The sequence below is a fragment of the Maridesulfovibrio salexigens DSM 2638 genome (assembly GCF_000023445.1).
GTDB lineage: Bacteria > Desulfobacterota > Desulfovibrionia > Desulfovibrionales > Desulfovibrionaceae > Maridesulfovibrio > Maridesulfovibrio salexigens.
This window is the reverse complement of the sequence record NC_012881.1, coordinates 1,727,837-1,752,195: the sequence shown is the minus strand read 5'-3', so window position 1 is coordinate 1,752,195 and position 24,359 is coordinate 1,727,837. Positions and strand designations below refer to the sequence as shown.

Annotated in this window: 23 protein-coding genes; 13 read left to right on the top strand and 10 right to left on the bottom strand. The window is 48.1% G+C overall.

Annotation, left to right across the window (positions count from 1 at the left end):
- Nucleotides 1-105 precede the first annotated feature (105 nt).
- From DESAL_RS08020 to dapA, 13 genes are all read left to right on the top strand, one after another.
- Nucleotides 106-1,434, top strand: coding sequence for an amidohydrolase family protein (locus DESAL_RS08020; RefSeq protein WP_015851480.1), 1,329 nt, complete (start codon nt 106-108; stop codon nt 1,432-1,434).
- Between the two features lie 147 nt (nt 1,435-1,581).
- Nucleotides 1,582-1,872, top strand: a complete 291-nt coding sequence (locus DESAL_RS08015) for a PxxKW family cysteine-rich protein (protein ID WP_015851479.1) — start codon at nt 1,582-1,584, stop codon at nt 1,870-1,872.
- 270 nt (nt 1,873-2,142) lie between these two features.
- Entirely contained in the window at nt 2,143-3,363 is a 1,221-nt protein-coding gene (locus DESAL_RS08010; protein ID WP_015851478.1) for a M20 family metallo-hydrolase, read from the top strand.
- Nucleotides 3,364-3,380: 17 nt separating this feature from the next.
- The gene (gene mnmG / locus DESAL_RS08005; protein ID WP_015851477.1) at nt 3,381-5,264 is read left to right on the top strand and encodes a tRNA uridine-5-carboxymethylaminomethyl(34) synthesis enzyme MnmG; all 1,884 of its coding nucleotides are present in this window, start codon (nt 3,381-3,383) and stop codon (nt 5,262-5,264) included.
- Nucleotides 5,265-5,359: 95 nt separating this feature from the next.
- Nucleotides 5,360-6,394 (top strand): PilZ domain-containing protein, encoded by a 1,035-nt coding sequence (locus DESAL_RS08000; protein ID WP_015851476.1) that lies wholly within the window; start codon nt 5,360-5,362, stop codon nt 6,392-6,394.
- 103 nt (nt 6,395-6,497) lie between these two features.
- A complete protein-coding gene (locus DESAL_RS07995) occupies nt 6,498-7,316 on the top strand; it encodes a hemolysin family protein (protein ID WP_015851475.1) in 819 nt (272 codons plus the stop codon).
- A 1-nt stretch (nt 7,317) separates the two neighbouring features.
- Nucleotides 7,318-8,844: an apolipoprotein N-acyltransferase gene (gene lnt, locus DESAL_RS07990; RefSeq protein WP_015851474.1), complete on the top strand. Its 1,527-nt coding sequence runs from the start codon at nt 7,318-7,320 to the stop codon at nt 8,842-8,844.
- Between the two features lie 17 nt (nt 8,845-8,861).
- Nucleotides 8,862-9,981 (top strand): peptide chain release factor 2 gene (gene prfB, locus DESAL_RS07985; RefSeq protein ID WP_197528799.1). Its coding sequence is split into 2 segments (ribosomal slippage): nt 8,862-8,936 and nt 8,938-9,981, totalling 1,119 coding nucleotides; the frame shifts between segments, so codons are not numbered across the junction.
- Nucleotides 9,971-10,822 (top strand): GGDEF domain-containing protein, encoded by an 852-nt coding sequence (locus DESAL_RS07980; RefSeq protein WP_015851472.1) that lies wholly within the window; start codon nt 9,971-9,973, stop codon nt 10,820-10,822. Before prfB ends, DESAL_RS07980 begins: the two co-directional genes overlap by 11 nt.
- A gap of 75 nt (nt 10,823-10,897) precedes the next feature.
- Nucleotides 10,898-11,722, top strand: coding sequence for a MinD/ParA family protein (locus tag DESAL_RS07975; protein ID WP_015851471.1), 825 nt, complete (start codon nt 10,898-10,900; stop codon nt 11,720-11,722).
- 46 nt (nt 11,723-11,768) lie between these two features.
- On the top strand, nt 11,769-12,092 hold the full coding sequence (locus DESAL_RS07970) for an HU family DNA-binding protein (protein ID WP_197528797.1): 324 nt from the start codon (nt 11,769-11,771) through the stop codon (nt 12,090-12,092).
- Nucleotides 12,092-12,979, top strand: coding sequence for a UshA-like (seleno)protein family 2 (locus DESAL_RS07965; RefSeq protein WP_420705239.1), 888 nt, complete (start codon nt 12,092-12,094; stop codon nt 12,977-12,979). The genes DESAL_RS07970 and DESAL_RS07965 overlap by 1 nt, the downstream gene beginning before the upstream one ends.
- Before the next feature lie 21 nt (nt 12,980-13,000).
- Nucleotides 13,001-13,879 (top strand): 4-hydroxy-tetrahydrodipicolinate synthase, encoded by an 879-nt coding sequence (gene dapA, locus DESAL_RS07960; protein WP_015851468.1) that lies wholly within the window; start codon nt 13,001-13,003, stop codon nt 13,877-13,879.
- 89 nt (nt 13,880-13,968) lie between these two features.
- Here dapA and DESAL_RS07955 read toward each other — a convergent pair whose 3' ends face one another.
- The 10 genes from DESAL_RS07955 to DESAL_RS07910 all read right to left on the bottom strand — a co-directional run bounded on the left by DESAL_RS07955 (nt 13,969) and on the right by DESAL_RS07910 (nt 24,313).
- Entirely contained in the window at nt 13,969-14,463 is a 495-nt protein-coding gene (locus tag DESAL_RS07955; protein WP_015851467.1) for a NifB/NifX family molybdenum-iron cluster-binding protein, read from the bottom strand.
- Between the two features lie 159 nt (nt 14,464-14,622).
- Nucleotides 14,623-15,180 (bottom strand): GNAT family N-acetyltransferase, encoded by a 558-nt coding sequence (locus tag DESAL_RS07950; protein WP_015851466.1) that lies wholly within the window; start codon nt 15,178-15,180, stop codon nt 14,623-14,625.
- A gap of 243 nt (nt 15,181-15,423) precedes the next feature.
- Nucleotides 15,424-16,491, bottom strand: a complete 1,068-nt coding sequence (gene leuB, locus DESAL_RS07945) for a 3-isopropylmalate dehydrogenase (protein ID WP_015851465.1) — start codon at nt 16,489-16,491, stop codon at nt 15,424-15,426.
- 178 nt (nt 16,492-16,669) lie between these two features.
- Nucleotides 16,670-17,164, bottom strand: a complete 495-nt coding sequence (locus DESAL_RS07940) for a 3-isopropylmalate dehydratase small subunit (protein WP_015851464.1) — start codon at nt 17,162-17,164, stop codon at nt 16,670-16,672.
- Nucleotides 17,165-17,182: 18 nt separating this feature from the next.
- Complete coding sequence (leuC, locus tag DESAL_RS07935) at nt 17,183-18,442, bottom strand: 3-isopropylmalate dehydratase large subunit (protein WP_015851463.1); 1,260 nt, start codon at nt 18,440-18,442, stop codon at nt 17,183-17,185.
- On the bottom strand, nt 18,435-19,982 hold the full coding sequence (locus tag DESAL_RS07930) for a 2-isopropylmalate synthase (RefSeq protein WP_015851462.1): 1,548 nt from the start codon (nt 19,980-19,982) through the stop codon (nt 18,435-18,437). Before DESAL_RS07930 ends, leuC begins: the two co-directional genes overlap by 8 nt.
- 173 nt (nt 19,983-20,155) lie before the next feature.
- The gene (gene pssA / locus DESAL_RS07925) at nt 20,156-20,923 is read right to left on the bottom strand and encodes a CDP-diacylglycerol--serine O-phosphatidyltransferase (protein ID WP_015851461.1); all 768 of its coding nucleotides are present in this window, start codon (nt 20,921-20,923) and stop codon (nt 20,156-20,158) included.
- 262 nt (nt 20,924-21,185) lie between these two features.
- The gene (locus DESAL_RS07920) at nt 21,186-21,767 is read right to left on the bottom strand and encodes a GNAT family N-acetyltransferase (protein WP_015851460.1); all 582 of its coding nucleotides are present in this window, start codon (nt 21,765-21,767) and stop codon (nt 21,186-21,188) included.
- Between the two features lie 18 nt (nt 21,768-21,785).
- Nucleotides 21,786-22,868: a tRNA 2-thiouridine(34) synthase MnmA gene (gene mnmA, locus DESAL_RS07915; protein WP_015851459.1), complete on the bottom strand. Its 1,083-nt coding sequence runs from the start codon at nt 22,866-22,868 to the stop codon at nt 21,786-21,788.
- A gap of 191 nt (nt 22,869-23,059) precedes the next feature.
- Nucleotides 23,060-24,313 carry a uracil-xanthine permease family protein gene (locus DESAL_RS07910; protein WP_015851458.1) on the bottom strand — a complete coding sequence of 418 codons (1,254 nt, stop codon included), beginning with the start codon at nt 24,311-24,313 and terminating at the stop codon, nt 23,060-23,062.
- Nucleotides 24,314-24,359 lie beyond the last annotated feature (46 nt).

The window sequence follows — 24,359 nt, the reverse complement described above, 5'->3', positions numbered from 1 at the left end:
TCTCTAAGACTCGTGGTAAAACCGCTCGCCTAAGAGCTAGTGCAAAAATCCCAAACTTTTTTATTAGGCTTCGCCGCTATAGTATGTCCAATTGCAGGTTAAAATATGCAGCCGAACAAATGTGATTTGATCATTAAGGGATCTTACATTCTAACCCAGAATGAAGAACGTGAGCTGATTAAAGATGGTGCTGTTGCGGTCAGTGGTAAGACAATTTCCGCTGTGGGCAAGAGAGCTGATATTGAGAAGGAATGGCTTGCCAATGAAACCATTGATTGCGGCAAATCCGTTATCCTTCCCGGCCTGATCAACTCACACACCCACGTGCCCATGACACTCATGCGTGGTGTGGCAGACGATCTGCCCCTACTGGAATGGCTCCATAATTATATGTTCCCCATCGAATCGGGGCTGACCAAGGATCTGGTTGAACTGGGAGCTCGGCTTGGTTGCGCTGAAATGGTTGCCAGCGGAACCACTGCCATATTGGACGGCTACATGTATGAGGATGTGGTCGGCAAGGCAGTTGATGAAACCGGTATGAAAGCTGTGCTCGGGGAAGGTTTTTTCAAATTCCCCTCGCCTTTTTTCAAGACAGCGCAAGATGCATGGGATGTGATTGAAGAACTGCACAATCAATTTGCCAACCATGATCGCATTAAAACTGCGGTTACACCTCACGCTGTATTCACTACCGATCCTGATCAACTGGCAGAAAGCATGAAACTTGCCGAACGGCTGGACCTGCTCTGGCAGATTCATGCAGCGGAATCCGTACCGGAAACCAAACTTACACTGGAGACTTTCGGCAAACGGCCCATTGAAATTCTTAAAGAATACGGTTTGCTGAAACAGCGAACCCGACTACATCACTGTGTTGACGTTACTGACGAAGAGATTGGCTGGATTAAAGACGCCGGAACAATGATTGCCCACAATCCTCAATCAAACCTTAAACTGGGATCAGGCATCTGCCCGCTGACCAAATTTATTGATGCCGGAATAACAACCGGACTGGGCACAGACGGGGCAGCCAGCAATAACAATCTAGACATGTTCGATGAAATGCGCACAGCGGCCATGCTCCAAAAAGGTTTTCTACAGGACCCGGAAGCCATGCCTGCACAGAAAATTCTTGATATGGCAACACTTTCGGGAGCTGAATTTTTAGGTTTTGATGACTGCGGGGCAATTAAATCGGGAATGAAAGCGGACATCATTGCTATAGATATGGACAAGATGCACCTTAAACCTGTATACAACCCCCTCTCGCACGTTATTTACTCAGCCGGAGGACAGGATGTATGCCTGACCATCTGCGATGGCAGTGTTCTCTACCGGGATGGTAAATTTCAAACCGCTGATGTGGAAACTATTTCACGAGAAGCGGAAAAGGCGGTAGAATGGGCCTTAAAGCGGCTTAAAAACCGCTAATCGGATATTTTTTTGAAATCCAAATTTAGTTTTTTCCTTGACAACATAGGGGAAGACTGCATATGGATTTGTGCTTTTCCAAGCAAAGATATTTAAATATAAAACTAACGCTTGTTCGCAAGCGACTTGCCAAACAGGAGGCGCTACATGGCTAAAAAGAATGCAAGAGTACACGCACTCGAAGGTGCAGAAATGACTGCTGAAGGTCTTTCCTACAAAGGCGTAATTCTCGAAACCGTTGTTGAACAGTGTGACGGTTGTGAACGCGCAGTTGATTTCGAAGGTAAAAACTACTGCCCCAGCTACGCTCAGCCCGCTAAAAAGTGGTCCCACAGCGTATGTAACTTCGCAACTCACGTGCGTGCCGGTGTTGACAAAGAAGGTAAAGTTAAAGTTAACCCGCTTAAAGCATCCAAGCGTGCTGCACGCGGTCGCTAGTAGAGCATCAGCAAAATTATTTATTAATTTCGATCATAAAATGGGTTTTCCCCTATTTTGTGGTTGCGATGCCAGTTACAAGCGAACACTGTCTTTTCAGGCAAGTCGTTAACTGCATATTACCTGAAGAACATTCTCACGAGTGTTTTTCAACCGATTCATTTCGTGTATCATGGGAGCCGGACTTGTTCCGGCTCTTCTCTTTGGTACGCCTGAACATGACCGAATTTCTAATAACCCTGTATCTGATGCATAACCGGAGAAATACCAATGCCTACTCAGCTTCTTTCAAAAATTGACGACATGAAAGACGCAGCTCTCGACCTCCACGCCAAGCTGGTTGCCATTCCTGCCATAGGTCCCACCAACAATGGAACCGGGGAAAAGGCCAAAGCGGACTTCCTGACCGAATACCTTAAAGAAAACGGATTCGGCGAAGTCAAATCATACAATGCGCCGGATGATAGAGTTGAGTGCGGTTACAGACCCAATCTGGTTACTGTAATTCCCGGTCAGGATCGTTCCAGAACCCTCTGGATCATTTCCCATATGGATGTTGTTCCTGTAGGAGATCTCAGCCTCTGGGATACTGATCCGTTTAAAATGGTACAGGATGGTGACACAATTTACGGGCGCGGTGTGGAAGACAACCATCAGGGTTTGGTGAGTTCCGTTATTGCTGCAAAAGCCCTGCTTGATTCCGGTCTGACCCCGGGTATCAATATCGGACTCATCTTCGTTTCCGATGAAGAAACAGGTTCTCATTACGGCCTTGAATACATCGTCAAAGAACACGAAGACCTGTTCAAGAAAAACGACCTTTTCCTCGTTCCTGATTCCGGCGAACCGGATTCAGCACTGGTTGAAATTGCGGAAAAATCATCCGTATGGTTCAAGGTGACAGTGGAAGGCAAACAGTGCCACGCATCCACTCCCGAACAGGGTGTGAACTCTCTTGTAGCTGCTGCCGCAATGATCATGGAAGTGCCGGAACTGAAATATCATTTTGATGAAGAAGACGAACTTTTCTCCCCGCCCTTCTCCACTTTCGAGCCTACTAAAAAAGAGGCCAACGTTGAGAACATCAACACCATTCCGGGCAAAGATGTTTTCTACATCGACTGCCGTGTGCTGCCCACTTACGACCTGAAAGAAGTAATTGATCAGGTCAAAGGCATGGGTCTTTACGTTGCCGAAGAGTACGGCGTAAAAGTCACAGTGGAAGTTGAAAGCGAAAGTCAGGCTGCACCGCCTACCCCGGCTGATGCCGAGATCGTGGAAAAAGTTGTCGATGCCGTTAAGGAAGTTTATGGCGTTGATGCCAGAGCCGGCGGAATCGGCGGCGGAACAGTTGCTGCCCACCTGCGCGAGCGCGGCTACCAGACAGTTGTCTGGTCCACCCTGCTGCATCAGGCCCACCAGCCCAATGAAAAAGGTTCCATCAGCAACACTCTCAATGATGCGAAAGTAATGGCACTTCTGCCTTTCTAGCAAAGTAAGTTAATATCATGATCAGAAAACAGCCGCCGCCGGAAAAATTCGACCTTATTGTCGCAGGTGCGGGCCATGCTGGTTGCGAAGCAGCTATGGCTGCCGCAAACCTTGGCCTGAAAACCCTGCTTTTGACCATCAATGTGGATCGTATCGGTCATTTGTCATGCAACCCTGCCATCGGCGGGCTTGCCAAGGGGCACATGGTCAAGGAAATTGATGCACTGGGTGGCTGCATGGGCATCTGGTCTGACAAAGCCGGAATCCAGTTCCGTATCCTGAATACCCGCAAAGGACCTGCTGTACGCGCCAGCCGTGCACAGATGGACCGCAATGAGTACATGCGAGTGGTCCAGAAGGATATCTTTTCACAGGACAACCTCTGGGTCCGGCAGGCTATGGCGGAATCCCTGATCGTTGAAGACGGCAAGGCTGCGGGCGTTGTGACCCAGATCGGAGAAAAATTCCATGCCCGCTCGGTAATGCTGACCACAGGGACTTTTTTACAAGGATTAATGCATATCGGACTGGAAAATTTCAGCGGCGGACGTATGGGCGATCCGGCTTCAGTAGGTATGTCCAAAAGCCTTAAGGATGCGGGCCTGACACTTGGAAGGCTCAAAACCGGAACCACTCCCCGCCTGCTCAAAGATTCCATTGATTACGACAAGCTGGAAGAACAGCGCGGTGATGATCCGCCACAACCGTTCAGTTTCCGTACCAAGGAAATCAGCCTGCCTCAGGTAAGCTGCCATATCACTTATACCAATGAAAAGGCACACGAAGCCATCCGCAGCGGCTTTGAACGCTCTCCCATGTTCACCGGAGTGATCAAAGGAACCGGAGCACGTTACTGCCCTTCTATTGAAGATAAGGTTGCCAGATTTCCTGAGAAGGACCGTCACCAGATTTTTCTTGAGCCCGAAGGCTACGACAGCCCGGAGGTATACCCAAGCGGCATCCCCACCAGCCTTCCGCTGGATGTACAAAAACGCATGATACATTCCATCGAAGGTTTGGAGCAGGCTCAGATTGTCCGCCCGGGCTACGCCATTGAATACGATTTCGTACCGCCTACCCAGTTATTGCCGACCCTTGAAACCAAGGTTCTTCCCGGCCTCTATCTGGCAGGCCAGATCAACGGGACTTCCGGTTACGAAGAAGCTGCAGCACAGGGACTCTGGGCAGCCTGCAACGCATTCTGCAAACTGACCGGACGCGACCCCTTCCTGCTTTCCCGCGATCAGGCATACATTGCCGTTCTGGTTGACGACCTCGTCACCAAGGGAACACTTGAGCCATACCGCATGTTCACTTCCCGTGCGGAATACAGACTGCTGCTTCGTGAAGGTAACGCAGACCTGCGCCTTACAGAAATCGGCCGAGAACTTGGACTGGTCAAAGATGACCACTGGGCGCTTTATTCCGCCAAGAAAAAAGGACTTGATGAAGTTCTGGCTATGATGAACTCCACCCAGATCAAACCGGATCAGCCGACCCGTGAAATAATCACCAAGATCGGCGGGACAGTTCCTAACAAATCTGTGCCCCTTGCGGCAGTGCTGCGCCAGCCGGAACTTTCAATCACAGATATGATCCATTTCAAGCCTGAGATTGAAAACTATGCAGACGACATCATAGCAGAAGCGGAAACCCAGATTAAATATGAGGGCTACCTTGTTCGTCAGCAGGAGCTGGTTGATAAATTCCGCAAAATGGAATCCGTATCACTGCCTGAAGATATTGATTACTCCGCAGTAGCAGGACTGACCCGTGAAGCAGTTGAAAAACTCACAGAGGTCCGTCCTCTTACTCTCGGACAGGCCAGCAGAATTTCCGGGATTACTCCGGCTGCGGTATCTTCAATTGAGATTCACCTAAAAAAAATCGGCGCCATTTAATTATTAGGCCTGTTGGTTAAAGCATTTACTTTTCAAAATAATAAAAAATAAGTATAAGTAAACAAAGAGCTTTAACATTTAGACAAGGCTGACAGATGGCAGTAGATCAGGAATTCTTATACAAGACCCTGCGAGGATTCGGAGAGACGGGACTCCCTCCCCAGACAGTCAATATGCTGATTGTGGTGGGGTTCTGTCTTATTGCCATTGTTGCTGCAGTGCTTTGGTACAACAACAGGGAATTGAAAAAAAAGCTCAAAGTAGTTCCTAGCAGTTGGATCACCGACAAAGAACAACTTGATACAATATTTGAAACGGCCCTTGTATACCGTTCAAAGATTGATCTCAGTTTTCACTCCACGTCTGAAAAAAGGCGAACTGTTGCCTGCTCAATTGACGACATAGCCGATCATCTCGTCCTTGAAATGCCTGCCAACGGAAATGTTGGTAAATCATGGCTGGGTCGCGAGGTAACTGGATTTTTCCATGTCCCTGCAAAACAGGCTGGAATGGTAATCTTTTATAATTTTACATCGATTATTACCGAGGTAAAAACTAAGGGATCACAGTACTTCAACTTGTACGTTGCTTTACCTGACCATATTGAGCAGACCCAGAAACGGGAATTTCTACGAGTTTCCCCCCCCTCACGGCACTACGATTATGCAAACATAATCCCTGATACTAAGCAGGGATTAAACGCAGGTCTTAAATTTATCGCCACAAACGGTGAATACGCTCCCGGTCACATGGGGGGGAAAGACTCTAAAGTATTTCTTTCAGACATCTCTGGCGGTGGCCTTTCGCTTGAACTTACGCATATGACAAACAAGCGGGCCGCACGATTCAAGCTGAATAAGGGACATAACTTTCTCGTCCTGCTTAGCCTTGTGGATTTCGGTGATAAAGGAATTGTCCGCCATCTTTTTGTTACTAAAGTCAGACGAATATTCATCGACCCTACTCAAGGGCGGGCACAGCTTGGACTTTCCTTTGAATCAAAATTCATGGGATTTGACGAAGACACGAAAAAGCCCAAATGGGAAAAAGTAGATCAAAACGGTTGCCCGGAAATGGATGACTGGACCTATAATCTTTATCTTGAACTTTACCGTGAAGGTAACGAGTAATTAAGCTTGTTGACACGGATAGCACATAATAAGTAGATATAAACATAAACCTGATTTATATTTGCGTATTAAAATTGGAACAACCGCAAAAAGGAGAATTGAATTGGACGACGGTTCTGAAGGCCGATTGTGGGCCAAAATGGTCAATATTTTCAAAAAATCAGACTCTCCCCTTGAAGAGCACATCCTCGAAGCAAGTGAAGACGGCGAAATCAAAGAAGAAGTCGTTTCCATGCTGCTCAATGTTCTTGAACTCAAGGACACCGAAGCCCATGAAATAATGATTCCCCGAACAGATATGATCGGCGTTGAAGTAAGCAGCAGCCTGTCTGATGTTGCCGAAGAAATCATTGAACACGGGCATTCACGTATTCCGGTATTTAAAGAGACCAAAGACCGCATCGTGGGGATTCTCCACGCCAAAGATATCATAGCCCCTTTACTTAGAGGGAAGACCGATACACCGCTTGAAGACATAATGCGGAAGCCTTTCTTTGCGTCTGAACACATAAAAGTAAAGACACTGCTTACGGAATTTCAAACCGGACGTATACACTTGGCTATCCTGCAGGATGAATATGGTGGAACCTCAGGGTTGATCACCATGGAAGATGTTCTTGAAGAAATTGTAGGTGACATTTCAGACGAACATGATGCTGACCGTCCCTCTGACTTTAATGAATTGGAGAACGGCAAATTCCTCATCTCCGGCAGGGTTCCGCTTACCGAAGTATCCGAAAGACTCAACTTAAGCCTGGACTCAGAACATGTTGAATCAATTGGTGGATACATATCTGAATTGACAGGAAGAATTCCCCACGTAGGAGAATTCATCAATATTTCTGGCTATAAATTTACCGTCCATGAAGGTGATGCCAAGCAGATAATTTCAATCCTGATAGACCCGCCAACCGGTAACTAGAATGCACCCAGCTGTTCCTCTTCTTATTGCAATGCTGTCTGCGGGGCTTGGCTATGCCAATCCCCTCCTCCATCTCCCTGCCGCTATTCTTGCTTTTCCGCTGGCTCTGGGAATGATTGCCTTCTCGGGAATTTCCCCACGCAAAGCCTTGAAGCAGGGCTGGATTGCCGGTTCACTGGCAGCCTTGGCCTGTATGTACTGGATTGCCTATCCCGTAGGGGTTTATGGTGGCCTTTCATGGGCACTGGCAATTCCATGCCCCATATTGATAGCCATGCTGATAGGAGCATACTACGGCATCTACACTTATATACTGAACTATGCAGCCCGGTGCTTATCTCCCTTTGCGCTCTGTATTTTCAGCGGAGTACTCTGGACCAGCATGGAAACAGCACAGGGCTATCTGTTTTCAGGATTCCCGTGGATGACACTATCCTCCGCTCTGGCTTTCAGGCCGGAATGGATTCAAGGAGCAGCTTTTATCGGATCATATGGGCTTTCAGGCCTGCTGGTATCTGTGGCAACGGCAATCTTGTGCTGGAAAATTTCACACCCTGCTAAAATATGGACTATCGCTATTGTCGCATTGATAATTATCCTCGGCGGCATGCGCACCACACCGGAACAATTTTCTAATCTGGTAAAAACCGGAGACACTTCCATCGGCCTGATTCAAGGTAATATCGATCAGGCAAAGAAATGGGATGCAAAGTATAAAAAAACAACTTTCGAAAAATATATCCGCTTAAGCAAGCAGGTAATGCATAAAACCGATCTTGTGCTCTGGCCGGAAACCGCCATGCCCTTTTATCTTCAGGACGGCGGCATAATGCGTGCGGAAATTATGAATTTCGCATCCGAAACCAAAACCCCGATCCTTACAGGCGCACCCGGTTACATTCTGCATAGCAAAGGTGATTTTTCACTCTACAACAGGGCCTATCTTATCTCTCCGGATAAAAAATACATGGACTGGTACGACAAGTCGCATCTGGTTCCTTTCGGTGAATACATCCCCTTCAAAGAGTATCTGCCGCTAGGCAAACTGGTGCAGGGCGCAGGGGACTTTATCCCCGGATCCGATGCATCTCCGCTTAAAAGCGGCGACCTTGCTATGGGTATGCTCATTTGCTATGAAGGTATCTTTCCGGAACTGGCACAGGAAAGAGTAGAAAAAGGTGCCAACATACTGATAAACATCAGTAATGATGCATGGTACGGAGACACATCAGCTCCGCGTCAACACCTTAATCTGGTGACTATGCGGGCTGTGGAACAGGGACGCTATATGCTCCGGGGAACCAATACCGGAATATCCGCCTGCATTGACCCGCTGGGAAGAATCAGTCATGCAACCGGACTCTTTGTAGATGCGGCAGTGGCTGCAGAAGCCGAACTGATGAGCGGTACTACTTTTTACCATGCAAACTACCAAGCAGTAACCATCTCCCCGCAGGTGCTGACCATGCTTGGTCTAATATGGATAATTATTAACCGTCGTAAAAATCAGACGGGAATTCAAATATAAAGGAATTATTTCAGAATATGCTTCAATTTTCAGACCTCAGATCCAAGGCCTTAACCTGCATACAAAAATATGAATCCCTCTGGGGGCGTCTTTGACCACGCTCAAAGCAAGGAAAGGCTTGAAGAGATAGAACACGACCTGAGCAAGCCCGGTGCATGGGATAAACCGGACGCACTGACTCCGGTCCTGCGCGAGAAATCCATGCTGGAAGAAAAAGTCACATCATACGACAATCTTACTTCCAGCAAAGACGATGTTGAAGAATGGCTGATGATGGCCTCTGAGGATCAGGATCAGGAAATCCTCGAAGCCCTTTCAGAGAACGTTGAAAAGCTTGCCAAGCTTGTGGAACAGACTGAGCTTGCCGCCCTGCTTTCCGGGCCGGAAGATAAAAGTACAGCCATTCTTGAGATTCACCCCGGTGCCGGTGGAATTGAGTCACAGGATTGGGCCGAAATGCTCCTGCGCATGTATCTTCGCTGGGCAGACAAACGGAACTGGAAAACCAGTTATCTGGACTACCAGCCTGACGATGAAGCAGGTATCAAGAGTGTAACCCTTCGCATTGAAGGACTTTACGCCTATGGTTTTCTCAAAGGTGAAGCCGGTATCCATCGTTTGATCCGTATTTCTCCTTTTGATGCTTCCGGCAGAAGGCATACTTCGTTTGCTTCAGTAGACGTTTATCCTGAAATTTCACAGGACATCGAAATTGAAGTAAAAGACGAAGATATCCGGCTTGACGTTTTCAGGGCCAGCGGTCCCGGAGGGCAGCACGTCAACAAGACCAACTCTGCGGTACGCATTACCCATCTGCCCACAAATATTGTTGTTCAGTGCCAGAATGAAAAGTCACAGCTGAAAAACAAAGAAACCGCAATGAAAGTCCTCAAGTCCCGACTCTACGAGCAGGAACTGAAGAGGCAGGAAGAAAGCAAGAGAGCTGACTATGCCACCAAGGATTCTATCGGATTCGGCAGTCAGATCAGGACATACACTCTGCAACCTTACCGACTGGTCAAAGACCATCGCTGCGGAGCCGAAGACGGAAATGTCGAAGCGGTTCTGGACGGTGAACTCGATGGTCTGATCAGGAAATTCATGCTTGACGCATACGGCGGAGAAAATGAGCGCTGAGTACATCGCTGAAAATGAAGCCAGCCTTCTCGAAGAGCTTATTTCCGTGCGAGACAGATTCTGTAATGAAAAAGAAGTCTGCCACACGCACGAGTGCCCGGAAGGACTTGCCGTTTTACGGCTCTGTCCGGGCATGACTCTCAAGGCTTGGGAAATTCTTGCGGAAAGGCACGGTTTAAATGATTGGATGACCGTTCCTCTTGACCGGAACATGGCCCCGCATCTTAACCATGTGCAATCTGTTCTTCAGGAACTCTCCTACAAGACAGAACATGATCCTCTTACAGGACTCTCCAACCGACGGGTCTTTGAAAGAACCCTTGATCAGGAAATTGAAAGGACTAGAAGGAGCAAGACTCCTCTTACTCTGGCTATTCTTGATCTGGATAATTTCAAAAAAATTAACGATACGTGGGGACACCTGAAAGGAGATGAAGTCTTAATTGATTTTGCAGATCTCCTTTCTCAGAACTCACGCCGCTATGACCTTGTTGCCCGAATCGGAGGAGAAGAATTCGCAATCATCCTTTCAGGTGTGGGCCTTGTAAAGGCCAAACAACTACTGGAAAGATTGCTGGATAAAGTGCGCGGACTGACTTTTGCCAAGCCGGGGAGCAATGAAACTTTTTCAATAACCTGCTCCGCCGGAATTTCCTGCTTTAAAGGTATGGTGGAAGTTGAAATGCATGAACTGATCAGCAAGGCTGACAAGGCTCTGTATGAAGCCAAAGAGTCCGGTAAGGATCAGGTTTGCTCAGCTGATATTCTTGATTTTGAAACAGTGACCAAGGAAACCCTTGTACACGCCAATGAGAAGAAATTCTTATTCACGGGAAGCTGACGCCGCACTCTCAAGATCGGATATTTTGAATCTCGATAAATTTTATTGTTACCCTAATAAAGGAACATATAAGACATGATCAACGCCAATAAAACATTAAGCCTTGCTATCATGAGCGGTAAGGGCGGAGTCGGTAAAACCAACCTATCCCTTAATCTTTCCTATGCCTTGAATACCGGAGGCAACAGCCTGCTGCTCATGGACTGCGACCTCGGACTGGCAAACCTGGACGTTCTGCTGGGGATTTCCCCTGAATCAAACATGCAGGATCTCCTGACCAGCGGTGCCAAGCCATCTGATATTGTAATCCCTATTGAACAGGGAAAGAAATTCGACATCCTGCCCGCAGCTTCCGGTGTGCCTGAACTGGTCGAAATGGATGAAGACATGCAGGATCTGCTGTTCAGTAAAATAACTGAACTTGTCGGCGGATATCAGTATCTGGTGCTCGACCTCGGAGCCGGAATCAACGGAACAGTACTCTCTTTCGCTGCCATGACACAGATGAGAATTGTGGTAATTACCCCGGAACCGACATCACTGACAGACAGTTACGCACTGATCAAGGTTCTGCATTCTCAGCATAATGTCAGCGATTTCAATATAGTAGTCAATCAGGCTACGAATGAGAAAGAAGCACGGGAGACTTTTAACCGCTTAAATATGGCCTGCGAAAAATTTCTTAATATTAAGTTGAAAAATATGGGTTATGTGCGCTATGATCCTGCAGTAACAGAAGCTGTAAGACGGCAGATTCCTTTTATTAAGTATGCTCCTAAATCTGAAGCAAGCCGCGATATCCTGAATATTGCTGTAAAAATTCAGAAGATCAGAATGGAAAATATGGGTAGACTCAGTGAAAGACCTGTCATGAAAAAATTTCCTACACTGGACGACTAATTATGCTTGACGAAAAGGGTAACTTTTCGGCATAGTTGTATTAGAAATGGTAATAACACTAGCTTGTCACACTCAACACGATGTGGGAGAGGACATGAACAAAAGCGAACTGATCAAGAGTCTTGCGGAAGAAAAAGGTCTCCACGTGGATGAATCAGCCGAAATTGTTGATGCATTTGTAGATGCCATCAAAGAGGCGCTTGTTCGCGGCGACAGAGTTGAAATCAGAGGATTCGGCAGCTTTAAGATGAAAGAATACAAAGGGTACACCGGACGTAACCCGAAAACAGGGGATGTCGTAGACGTCACCCCTAAAAAACTGCCTTTTTTCCGTCCCGGTAAAGAGCTGAAAGAATATTTGAACGCTTAATGCGCCTTCTCATATTTGCTTTTTTTATCCTTGTCAGCATGGGACCCTCGATGTCCTATGCTGACAAGGATGTACTATTGTCTATTGCTAACACCGCCAACACATTCGGGACTGTAAACCCCTGCCCCACCTGAGGAAACAAAACCCTTGGGGGACTGGCCCGGCGGGCCGGTTATCTTATGGATCTGCGGGTCGCTCAGAAGCACGATGTTCTGATATTGGGCGGTGCATTTGAATTTCTGCCGACTTCCGGCAAAAAAGTTTCCGATAAAAAACGAAATGCGCTGACTGATGCTTTCCAAATCATTAATTATGATTTAGGAATTCTTAGTCCTGCCGAAATGAGTTTTCTGCAAAATTCCCCCAAAGGAATTCCGCAAAACTGGTTCGGCACCATGGAAGTTCTGGTTATCAACAAGCCGCTTGCCGATGGCAAGAAGGCCGCAATAATCATTCTTCCATACCTTGAAAAAGGCTCCGACAATCTTCCTGATGATCTCATTGATGAATGCGCCACACTGATCAAGGAAAACAGGGAGAAAGCGGATCTGGTAATTGCCATGAGTTCATGGGGTTACTTCAGGGAGAAAAAATTTCTCGCCAATCCGGTCATTGGCGAGGCTCCCCCGGACATTCTCCTTGGGAGCGGTGACGGTCCGGGACTTTCCGGCAGTCTTACTGCAAAAGGTAAGACTGTATGGGTGCGCAGCTACCCTACCGGAAAAGCGGTTAACAGAATCGATATCTACGGCTGGCCCTCCAGAGATGAGGACTTTAATTGGTCTTCCGGCCAAAACGTAAAATGGTTTCTGCAAACCTTGACTGAAAAGCTTCGTGAGGAGCCGGAAGTTGCAAAGCTGCTCAGTGGTATTTCGGACGATAAGTAAATTAAATTTGGAGGCTTAAACATGACATTCCAAGGAGCATTCACTGCTCTGGTCACTCCGTTCAAGGACGGAGAGATTGATCAGGACGCATACCGCGAACTGATCGAGTGGCAGATCGAACAGGGGATCGACGGTCTTGTACCTTGCGGTACTACCGGCGAAGCGGCAACAATGACCCATGAAGAACAAGGTGAGGTTATTAGAATCTGTGTCGAGCAGGCCAAGGGACGTGTCCCGGTCATTGCTGGCGCGGGTTCAAACAATACTAAGGAAGCCGTAAACCTGACTAAGCTTGCTAAACAGGCAGGCGCAGACGCCACCCTCCAGATTACACCATACTATAATAAACCGACTCCGGCGGGCTTGCTGGCGCATTTCAAAGCCCTTTCCGAAGAAGCTTCAATGCCCTTCATCCTTTACAACGTACCCGGACGTACAGGACTTAATGCCCTGCCCGAAACCATCGCCATGATCGCGAATGAAGTTCCCGATGTCGTTGGTGTAAAGGAAGCAACCGCCAATCTCGGTCAGGTTTCTGATGTAATCGAACAGTGCCCTGAAGGATTTACCGTTCTTTCCGGTGATGATTTCACTGTTCTGCCTCTGCTTGCCCTTGGTGGACACGGCGTAATCTCCGTTGTCTCAAACATCGTGCCTGACTTGATGTCCGGCATGTGTGCAGCATACAGAGCCGGTGACATGAAAAAGGCTCAGGAACTGCACTTCAAAATGCAGCCCCTGAACCGGGTGATGTTCGTTGAAACCAACCCCATTCCGGTGAAAACAGCACTGGGCATGATGGGGAAATTTGAGACATCCTTCAGACTGCCGCTTGTTCCGCTCATGGAAGCAAGCAAGGCAAAACTTGAAGCACAGCTCAAAGCAAGCGGTCTGATCTAAACTGCTTGTAGCAATACAATTTAAAATCCCCGCACGGCTTTCCGTGCGGGGATTTTTTTACACGTCGCATTTAAATTTATTCAAAATAATTATCTTCGGCCCATCCCTCCACCTCCCATACCACGGCCTCCGCCGCCCATTCCGCGACCTCCTCCAGCCATTCCCATTCCACGGCCAGTTCCGCCCATGCGACGGCACCCGCCACCAAAACGGCTCAAACTATTAGGTGATCGTTTTAAATCCGCAACAGGCTGACCCCCTCCGGAAACTTCAGCCACATAATTTTCGACAAGTTCGCGCACGGTACCGGACTGAACGGTAACCATCTCAATGTGGCCTGCCTGCAAAGCCTGCTCAGCCTTAGGACCGAAAGTTCCCGAAATAACGGAGTTCACCCCCTGATCAGCTAGCAACTGTGCAGTCTGCAATCCAGCCCCGCCAGCAACCTGTGCATTTACGGAATTATCAATAAATCGACTTTCGCCTGTTTCGCTATTAAAAATCACAAAACCAGCAGCCCTGCCAAAACGAGGTTCAAATTGGTCATCCAAATTTGAATTATTTGCACTTACAGCGATAAGCATAATGCCTCCTGTTCTGAAATTAATTACTCTTTTCATTGAATTTTGCATAAAGGAGGCCAACAAAATCAGTACAATTAATACAGCTAATTATCAGTAACTTGGCAAATACAAGTCTATCTCTTTGGCGCAAAACAAGCCCTAAAGCCTATATTGGGATAATTATGAGCACTGCATTTCGATCCAAGCATTCCGCTGTAACCGATATAGAAAGTGCTCACGCAAAGAATTGCCAACAGGAATTGACGGATGCTCAAAAGTTTCACTTTCCCGGGACATACCAAGTCTTTTCATTACTGCCTGTGACGCTTTATTTTGCTTAGCAGTGAAGGACACAATCTCATCCAGATCAAGCTTTGTGAATCCATATTCCAAGGCAAATCTCGCCGCCTCTGTAGCATAACCGTAACCCCAAAACTCTTTATCAAGACGCCAGCCAATCTCAACACACGGCGAAAAAGGCAATTCTGCAATTGGAATATGTAAACCGACAAAACCGGTAAATGGACAGATATCCGGTATTTCAACCGCCCAGAATCCCCAGCCTCGCTTATCAATCAAACCACCTATCACATCAGCATTGGCGTCACTTTCCACTTTTGAAAGCGGTGCCGGAAAGTATTTCATAACTTCCTGATCCGCATTAATACGAGCAAAGGGAGCATAATCGCTAGGTTGCCAGCCACGCAAAACAAGCCGTTCGGTCTTAAATTTAATCATAATAAAAATGATACAATAGAACTAAACAATATGTAAATTTTGCTCAATGCAAACAAAAAAAGCAGCCCAGTCCCAACAAGACCTGTCTGCAAAATATAAACTGCCCTTCAATAAAAGACAGCCTTAAAAACTATATATGAAAATTATTAACGCGTTTTGGGAAGGAAGAGGAGTCCAGAGGAGAGGGAAACCCTTTTTGGCGTACGCATAAGGGTTTCCCTTTCCTTTGGCCGTCGGAGACGACTAAAGATTCTTGATAACGGCTTCACCCATTTCGGTGCAACCTACGAGCTTACCGCCCACATCCATGATATCACCAGTGCGCAGTCCTTCGGAAAGGGTCTTCTCTACTGCGGATTCGATGCAATCTGCCTCTTCAGCCATGTTGAAGGAGTAGCGCAGCATCATAGCGATAGAGAGAATGGTTGCCAGCGGGTTGGCTTTGTTCTCGCCTGCGATATCCGGTGCGGAACCGTGGATAGGCTCATACAGACCGGGGTTGGATGCGCCAAGTGATGCGGAAGGCAGCATACCAATGGAACCGGTGATAACGGAAGCTTCATCGGAAAGGATATCGCCGAACAGGTTGCCGGTCACGATAACATCGAACTGGGAAGGATCACGCACCAGCTGCATTGCAGCGTTATCCACGTACATGTGAGTCAGCTCAACATCTGGGTAATCCTTGGAAACTTCGATGACGATTTCACGCCATACACGGGAGACATCCAGCACGTTTGCTTTGTCTACGGAGCAAAGCTTCTTATTGCGCTTCTGGGCAGCTTCGAAAGCAACCTTGGCGATACGTTTTACTTCGTGCTCGTAATAAACCATGGTGTTGTAACCCATGCGTTCACCATTCTCGACCTTGGTGCCGCGAGGCTCTCCGAAGTAAATGCCACCGGTCAGCTCACGAACAACCATGATGTCGATACCCTTTTCAACGATATCGGGACGCAGAAAACATGCATCTTTAAGCTGCGGAAACAGTGCAGCAGGACGCAAATTGGCGAACAGAGAAAGTTCTTTACGGATACCGAGCAGACCTTTTTCAGGACGAATTGCGGGATCGATTGTATCCCATTTCGGGCCGCCTACTGCGCCGAGCAGAACTGCGTCAGACTCTTTACAAGCTTTAACGGTCTCGTCAGGAAGCGGAACACCGGTTGCGTCAATGGCTGCGCCGCCGATAAGAGCTTCGGTAGTTTCGAATTTGTGACCGAATTTTTCGCCGATTACGTTCAGGACCTTAACGCCCTGTTCCATGATTTCCGGCCCGATACCGTCACCGGGCATTACGCATATTTTCATTTGAAATTCCTATTTGATGCGCTATCGCGCTTTATATTTAGATGCCTTCGGCGACCATGCCGGGTGCCTTAAACCCTTTGAAAAGGGTTTAAGAATCCCAAACTTTTTTAATATGGCTTCGCCACCTTATATGGTCAAGGCGCGCTCTATACACAACCTGACCTGCATCCTTATTGATCTATTTAGAGAGACGATCTTTAACGTATTCTACCAGTCCGCCGCAATCGAGGATGCCTTTCATAAACGGGGGAACCGGAGCACAAGTGATGGTTTCGCCAGTGGTTACGTTCTTGATTTCGCCCTTTTCAGCATCAACTTCAAGCTGATCGCCATCGCCAAGCTTTTCAAAATCATCACCAACTTCGAGGAGAATCAGGCCCATGTTGAAGCCGTTGCGGTAGAAAATACGGGCGAAGCTTTTAGCAACTACAACAGGGATTCCGGCACCAAGAATGGAGATTGGAGCATGTTCGCGGGAAGAACCGCAGCCGAAGTTCTCATCGGCGACCATGATATCGTTCTTTTTAACGCGTTTAATCCAGCCTGCTTCCAGACCTTCCATGCAGTTGGCACCGAGTTCATCAGGATCGGTGGTAACCAGAAAACGGGCCGGGATGATAGCATCAGTATCGATGTGTGCCCCGACTCTGTATGCTGTTCCTTTGATAGACATATTTAAATTCTCCTATTCTTATAAGGCTTCGGGGTCAGTGATGATACCGGTGATTGCAGATGCTGCTGCTACTGCGGGGCTGGAGAGGAAAACTTCACTCTCGAGGCTGCCCATACGACCCTTGAAGTTACGGTTGGTGGTAGCAATTGCACGCTCACCGCCAGCGAGAATACCCATGTGACCGCCGAGACAGGGACCGCAGGTTGCAGGACCAACGATTGCGCCGGATTCCATGAAGGTTTCGATCAGACCTTCGCGCAGAGCCTGCTTCCAGATATTCGGAGTAGCGGGCAGCACGATCAGGCGCACGTTCTTATCAGCCTTGCGACCTTTAAGGATAGCTGCGGCTTCACGCAGGTCTTCGATACGACCGTTGGTGCAGGAGCCGATGACGGCCTGATGAATTCTCATGTCCTTAACTTCGTCAACAGGCTTGACGTTGTCAGGCAGATGCGGACAGGCAACCTGAGGCTTCATGCCGGTTACATCAATCTTGACTACACGCTCGTAGCTAGCACCTTCGTCTGCACGCATTTCCACATCACCGGTACGGCCTGCGGCCTTACAGTATTCGAGGGTCTTAGCGTCAACCGGGAACAGACCAACCTTACCACCAGCTTCGATAGCCATGTTAGCAATGGTCATACGCCCTTCGATAGAGAGATTTTCTACAACGGAGCCACTGAATTCCAGAGCCTTGTAGAGAGCACCGGATACTCCGATGGTTCCGATGAGATTAAGGATGTAATCCTTAGCGCCCATGTACTTACCGGGAGTACCTTCGATCTCAACTTTGATGGTCGGGGGAACCTTAAACCAGGTTTCACCCAGAGCCATACCGCCTGCGATGTCAGTGGAACCCATTCCGGTAGCGAATGCACCGAGGCCGCCGTAAGTACAGGTGTGGGAGTCGGCACCGATTACGATATCGGAAGGACCGACAAGGCCCAGTTCAGGCAGCAGTGCGTGTTCAACACCGACTTCGCCGCCTTCATAGTAATGAGTAATATTCTTCTCGTGAGCGAAGTCGCGTACAACCTTAACCTGCTCAGCAGAATCAATGTCTTTGTTGGGAGTGAAGTGGTCACAGACAAGAGCAACTTTGTCCTTGTCGAAGACCTGATCCGCTCCCATGGCCCTGAAAGATTTAATAGCAAGAGGGGCGGTAATGTCGTTGGCCAGCACCATGGAAACATTGCAGCGGACAATCTGGCCCGGCTCTTTCACTGTTTCGTCGGTATGAGCCTGTAAAATTTTCTCAGCTAAAGTTTTAGGCATTATTTTTCTCCTGTTTCATGCGTTCAGCCCTGTTAATTGCGTTGACGTAAGCCTTGGCACTGGCGACGATGATGTCTTCGTCAGAACCGCGCCCGATTGATTTGAAACCGTTGTCAGTAATGTGGACCGTAACCGCACCCTGCGCATCAGTACCGCCGGTAACAGCGTTTACGGAATAAAGTTCCAGTTTAGGTGATCTATTCACCATCTTGTTGATGGTGGAAAACACCGCATTGATAGGACCATCGCCGAATCCGACTTCCTGAATTACTTCAGGACTTTCTTTATCCTTGCTGAAATCTTCCAGCACGATTGCTGCGTGCGGGGAAACTCCTGCGGTACCGGAGAACACAGAGAGTTCTTTTACCCGGTACAAGTCATGGATACGGTATGCCTCTTCCAGAACGAGAGCTTCAACGTCCTCATCAAAAATTTCTTCTTTCTTATCAGCCAGAGCCTTAACCGCAGAAAAGACACGTCCAATCTGATCATCATCCAGTTGGTAACCCATTTCGTTGAGCTTTGATCCCAAAGCGTTGCGGCCTGAATGTTTACCGATGACAATGGAAGTTCCCTTCTTACCAATGGATTCCGGTGTCATAATTTCATAGGTCTGACGGTTTTTGAGCATGCCGTCCTGATGAATGCCGGACTCGTGAGCAAACGCGTTGGCACCCACAATAGCCTTATACGGGGATATGGGCTGACCAATTGTTGTCGCCAACCTGCGGCAGGAAGGGAACAACTGTTCGGTGAGGATAGAAGTTTCTACATCGTAGTAGTCCTTACGAGTATGCAGGGCCATGATCACTTCTTCCAAAGCAGCATTACCGGCACGCTCACCGATACCGGAGAGAGTTACCTCTGCCTGACGGGCACCGGCCTTGATCGCAGCCAAGGTGTTGGCACAAGCCAGACCGAGATCGTTGTGACAATGAACGCTGAAGATAGCCTTGTCGCTGTTCGGCACTTCTTTAATCAGGTACTCGATCAATTTACCGAATTCATCAGGCTGGGCATAACCAACAGTGTCAGGAATATTGATGGTAGTTGCACCCTCTGCGATGGCGACCTCTACAACCTGTGCGAGAAAATCCCAGCGTGAGCGGGAAGCATCTTCAGCGGAAAATTCAACATTGGGAGTCAGCGATACAGCGTGACGGACAGCTTTACGGGCCATTTCCAGAATCTCATCCGGTTCCTTATTGAACTTGTGCTTCATGTGGATGTCGGAAGTAGCAACAAAGGTATGAATTCTGGGATTTTTAGCATGTTTGACTGCATCAAAAGCACGATCAATGTCGGCTTTCAGCGCTCGACAGAGGCCTGCAACCTGAATATCGCCTACTGATTTGGCGATCGCGGTTACGGCTTCAAAGTCACCCTGACTTGCTGCGGGGAAGCCGGCTTCAATAATATCTACGCCGAGTTTTTCCAGCTGCCGGGCCATGGTGATTTTTTCACCCATGTTCATGGTTGCACCCGGGGACTGCTCGCCATCACGCAATGTTGTATCAAAAATGTAAACTTTATCAGACATTTATCTATCTCCAGAAGGAAGCTGCAAGTACAGAATATTTGCAGTGTATAATAAAAAGAGGGAATAAAACAGTGAAACAGGTTAAACTACTGAGTAATTTACCGTCCCCGAAAGAATTTTGGTACCGTATAAGCTTGTTCTGGGTGTAGTTATAGAACTACCTTGGAAAAAGCTTATGACAATTCTTTGGAGGACTTTCCTAGTAGCTTATTGCTTCTGCGGGATAGAATAAAAATAGTGTAGATCGGACCGGAAATAATATAACCGGCAAAGATCACGAAACCCAGAAATTTGGGCTGAGATGCGACCATGGTAAAGAGCGCAATAACGGTTACCATGGAGCTGAAGGGGTGAGCTTTGAATACACCAAATTCTTTGAAAGAATTATAGCGGACGGTACTCACCATCAGAAATGCGAGACAATATACAAGCACCAGAGTGAACATAGGCAGTACACTCTGTGCGAGACTTTCAGGAATATAAGGGGTGAACAGGATCAGAGTCGACAAGGTACAGCCAGCCGCAGGAATGGGCAGACCAATGAAATGAGCCTTGGAAGTTGTCGCTGCCTGAACATTGAAACGGGCGAGCCTGAGCACACCGCAAGCCATCAATAAGAAGGCTGCCAGCATACCCAGTCTTCCGAACTGGTGAAGTTGCCAGTGATATACCATGAACGCAGGAGTAACACCGAAAGCGACCGCATCAGCGAGAGAATCGAGCTGTACGCCGAATTCACTGCTGGTTCCGGTCAACCGGGCAACCTTTCCGTCGAGACCGTCAAACAGACAGCTCACCAGAATGGCTACAGCACTCATCTCGTATGCACCTTCCACAACCCAGTTCATCGCGAGGAACCCACAAAAGAGGCTCGCCACGGTGAGGAGGTTGGGCAGAATGTATACGCCCTTGTGCTTCGGTATTCTTTTTTCCTTTGCCATGAAAATATACTTAAACTGATTTAAAAATAAATTCCAGTAGAATCGTATTAGTTTTTAACTTTACCTAACCCGTTAGGGTCAAAATGTTCGGTTGGCAACATGCCTGTAACCGCTTTCTGGAAACAGTTAATACTCCCCTGTCAGGCAAAGGTCAACCCGATATTTGTAAATTATTTATATATCAGTATCGGAACTTAAAATGATCCTAGTCCCCGCGGGGCTTAAACAAACTCTCTAAGAACTGAACACTCACCCAAGAGAATTAAATCAGTCCGGGCTGCATGAACCCCACGCTGCGTCCAGCGTAAAGAAGTGATTCGCTAGAGTACTTTTCTTTCAAAAGTGAATACATTACCCGCAGCCTGCCATTACGAAAGACGAGATCATCAAACTCAAAGCCAAGCTTGGAAGCCACACGCATGGAGCCGCGATTAGCCGGATGAATGAGGGCTTTTATACTCTGAAGATCTGTTTTGAGATAAGCATAATCCAAAAAGGCGGAAGCAGATTCCGTAGCCAACCCTGCTCCCCAGTAATCTCTTTGAAAAACCCAGCTGATACCGACCTGCCCGAGCAGGGATTCTGAAAAATCTTCCAAGGGCTGCACTCCGCAATAACCTGCCAGCGCTCGACTCCCCTTCATTTCAACCCCAAACAAGCAATAACCCTGCCGAGCAAACAATCCTTCCTGTTTTTGCAACAAAGAATGAATCTTGCCCTCTGACCACGGTTCCTGTTTAAGGATGTAACGGTAAACATCCGGATTTTTCATCATACCGGAAAGAAATCCGGCATCACCCAGCTTAAGGGGCCTTAAAATAAGTCTCTGCGTCTCGATAAACACGGCGCATATCTCCCGGGGCTATTCCCGGATGATACCACCTCCGAGCACAGCGCCCTCTTCTGTATATACAGCCACAATCTGCCCCGGTGTAGGCCGGGAATGCGGCTCAATGAAATCAAATTTTATGCTGCTGCCAACCTGCACGGCCCTTGCGGGCTTGGATCGCTGTCGGTAGCGGGTCTGGATGTATACGGTTTCCGGCCAACGTTCAAAATCAATCAGAAAATTAAAACTGTCAGCAATACAGCCTCCGGCTTCAAGCTCATCACTGGTTCCCACGATAAGCAGATTACGCTTCATGTCCTTATCCAGAACATAAAGCGGAGCCTTCCAGGAAATACCCAAACCTCGTCGCTGACCTTGAGTGTAGCGCCATAGGCCGTTGTGCTTACCGACCTTGGTGCCATCGGAAAGTACCGCTATCCCCGGTCCGGGAAGCTTTACCTTGCGATCAATCAAAAACTGGCGGTAATCATCATCAGGTACAAAACAAATTTCCTGACTTTCTGAAGGAAGAGGAATCTCCACGCCGCGCTTATCCAGCTCGGCATAAGTTTGATCCTTGCTGTGCCCACCAAGAGGGAAAATCGCATTCAAAACGGAATCACGCGGAACAAGGGAAAGAAAATAGCTCTGGTCCTTGCCCATATCAGCACCACGGGCCAGCACACGACCATAACGCGCATCTTCAGCAATACGTACGTAATGTCCTGTTCCGAGCAGATCGCAACCAAGTTCCTGCGCAGCTTTGTAAAGTACGCCGAACTTGATTTCAGGGTTGCAGAGAGCACATGGATTGGGAGTATTTCCCCTAAGATATTCCTGAACAAAGGGCTCGACCACCAAACGGTCAAACTCCGCAGTAAGATCAAAAACATGCAACGACACATCCAGCTCTGCACATCTCTTCTCCAATCCGGCAACAGCGACTTCGGCCTTTTCCTTACCCAGAAAACAACCGTGGACCGCCACAATATCCGCCCCGCTCTCTTTGAGCAGAACCATTGACAATAGACTGTCCGCACCGCCGCTGACAGCCATAGCGACCTTCCGCCCCGCTGCCAGATCTTTCAGCTCAGGATATTTAAACCCTGTATCCATTCCATTCTCCACAAATTACTTATTATTTGTAACAGTATATCAACCGTGAAATTTCGTTCCGGTTACAAACTACAGAGCAGCTCTTATCCCAGCAAGTAAAAAATGAGAAATGCCCGGACACCCCCGATGGGCCTCCGGACAAGTCTCTCACAAGTCAAACCTATACAATGCCGGACCACTCCGGCTTATTGCTATTCTTCTTTCTTCGGTTGCGGCAGGACAAGGTTCAGAAAGACACCGAGAATACCGGCAAGACCGATTCCGCCGAGTCTGAACTCATCGCTGAAAGGAGTAGGCAGGGACATGCCGCCTACACCGAAGATTACGATCAGAGCTACGATAGCTAAGTTGCGTGCTTCCATGAGGTCATCGCCTGCACGAACGAGAGTGTTCATGCCGACAACCATGATCGCACCGAAAAGCAGGACCATGATACCGCCCATTACCGGAACGGGAATGGTGGACAGGAATGCACCGACCTTACCGCAGAAAGCGAGTGACATGGCAACAATTGCAGCCCAAGTCATGATTGCGGGGTTGAAAACCTTGATCAGGGCAACGGCACCGGTAACCTCAGAGTAAGTAGTGTTCGGAGGTCCACCAAGAAAAGCAGCAAGAGAGGTAGCCAGACCGTCACCGAGCATGGTGTTCTGGATACCGGGCTCTTTCACATAATCCTTGTTGGCAACGGAGCTGATGGCAAGAACATCACCGAAGTGCTCAATTGCCGGAGCGATTGCCACCGGAACGATAAAGAGCACTGCTTCTAGGTTCCATTCAGGTGCGGTAAAATTGGGGATTGCAAACCACGGAGCAGCGGCAACAGCTTCAAAGTTGACCAGTCCCATAAAAAGGGAGGTAATGTAACCTGCTGCGATACCGCAGAGGATGGGAATCAGCTTGAGCCAGCCTTTACCGAGCAGGGACACGGCAACGGTAACCGCGAGGGAAACCATGGACACGATCAGTGCGGTCTTTTCTGGAACCAGCACAACTGAGCCATCACCGGTTTTACCAACAGCCATGAAGACTGCTACCGGGGCAAGGATCAGACCGATAACCATGATGACCGGACCGGTTACAATCGGAGGCAGAACACGCTTAAGGATATCTGTACCGCGCCAGCGGATGAGAAAACTGAGTACAACGTAGAAAAGACCAGCGGCAGCAAGACCGCAGAGAGTGGATGGGATACCCCAAGTCTGTACGCCGTAGATGATGGGCGCAATGAATGCAAATGAGGATGCCAGAAATACGGGAATCTTACCCTTGGTAACAACCTGAAAAACAAGTGTACCAGCGCCGGCAGTAAAAAGGGCCACGTTGGGATCAAGCCCGGTCAACAGGGGAACAAGGACGAGTGCACCGAATGCGACGAAAAGCATCTGCGCGCCGAGGACAACGTCTTTTGCCCTGAAATTATAGTCAGTACTGGATGTGCTCATTAGTAATCTCCGTAAAATTATTCCAAAAAAAAGGCACCGTATTTGG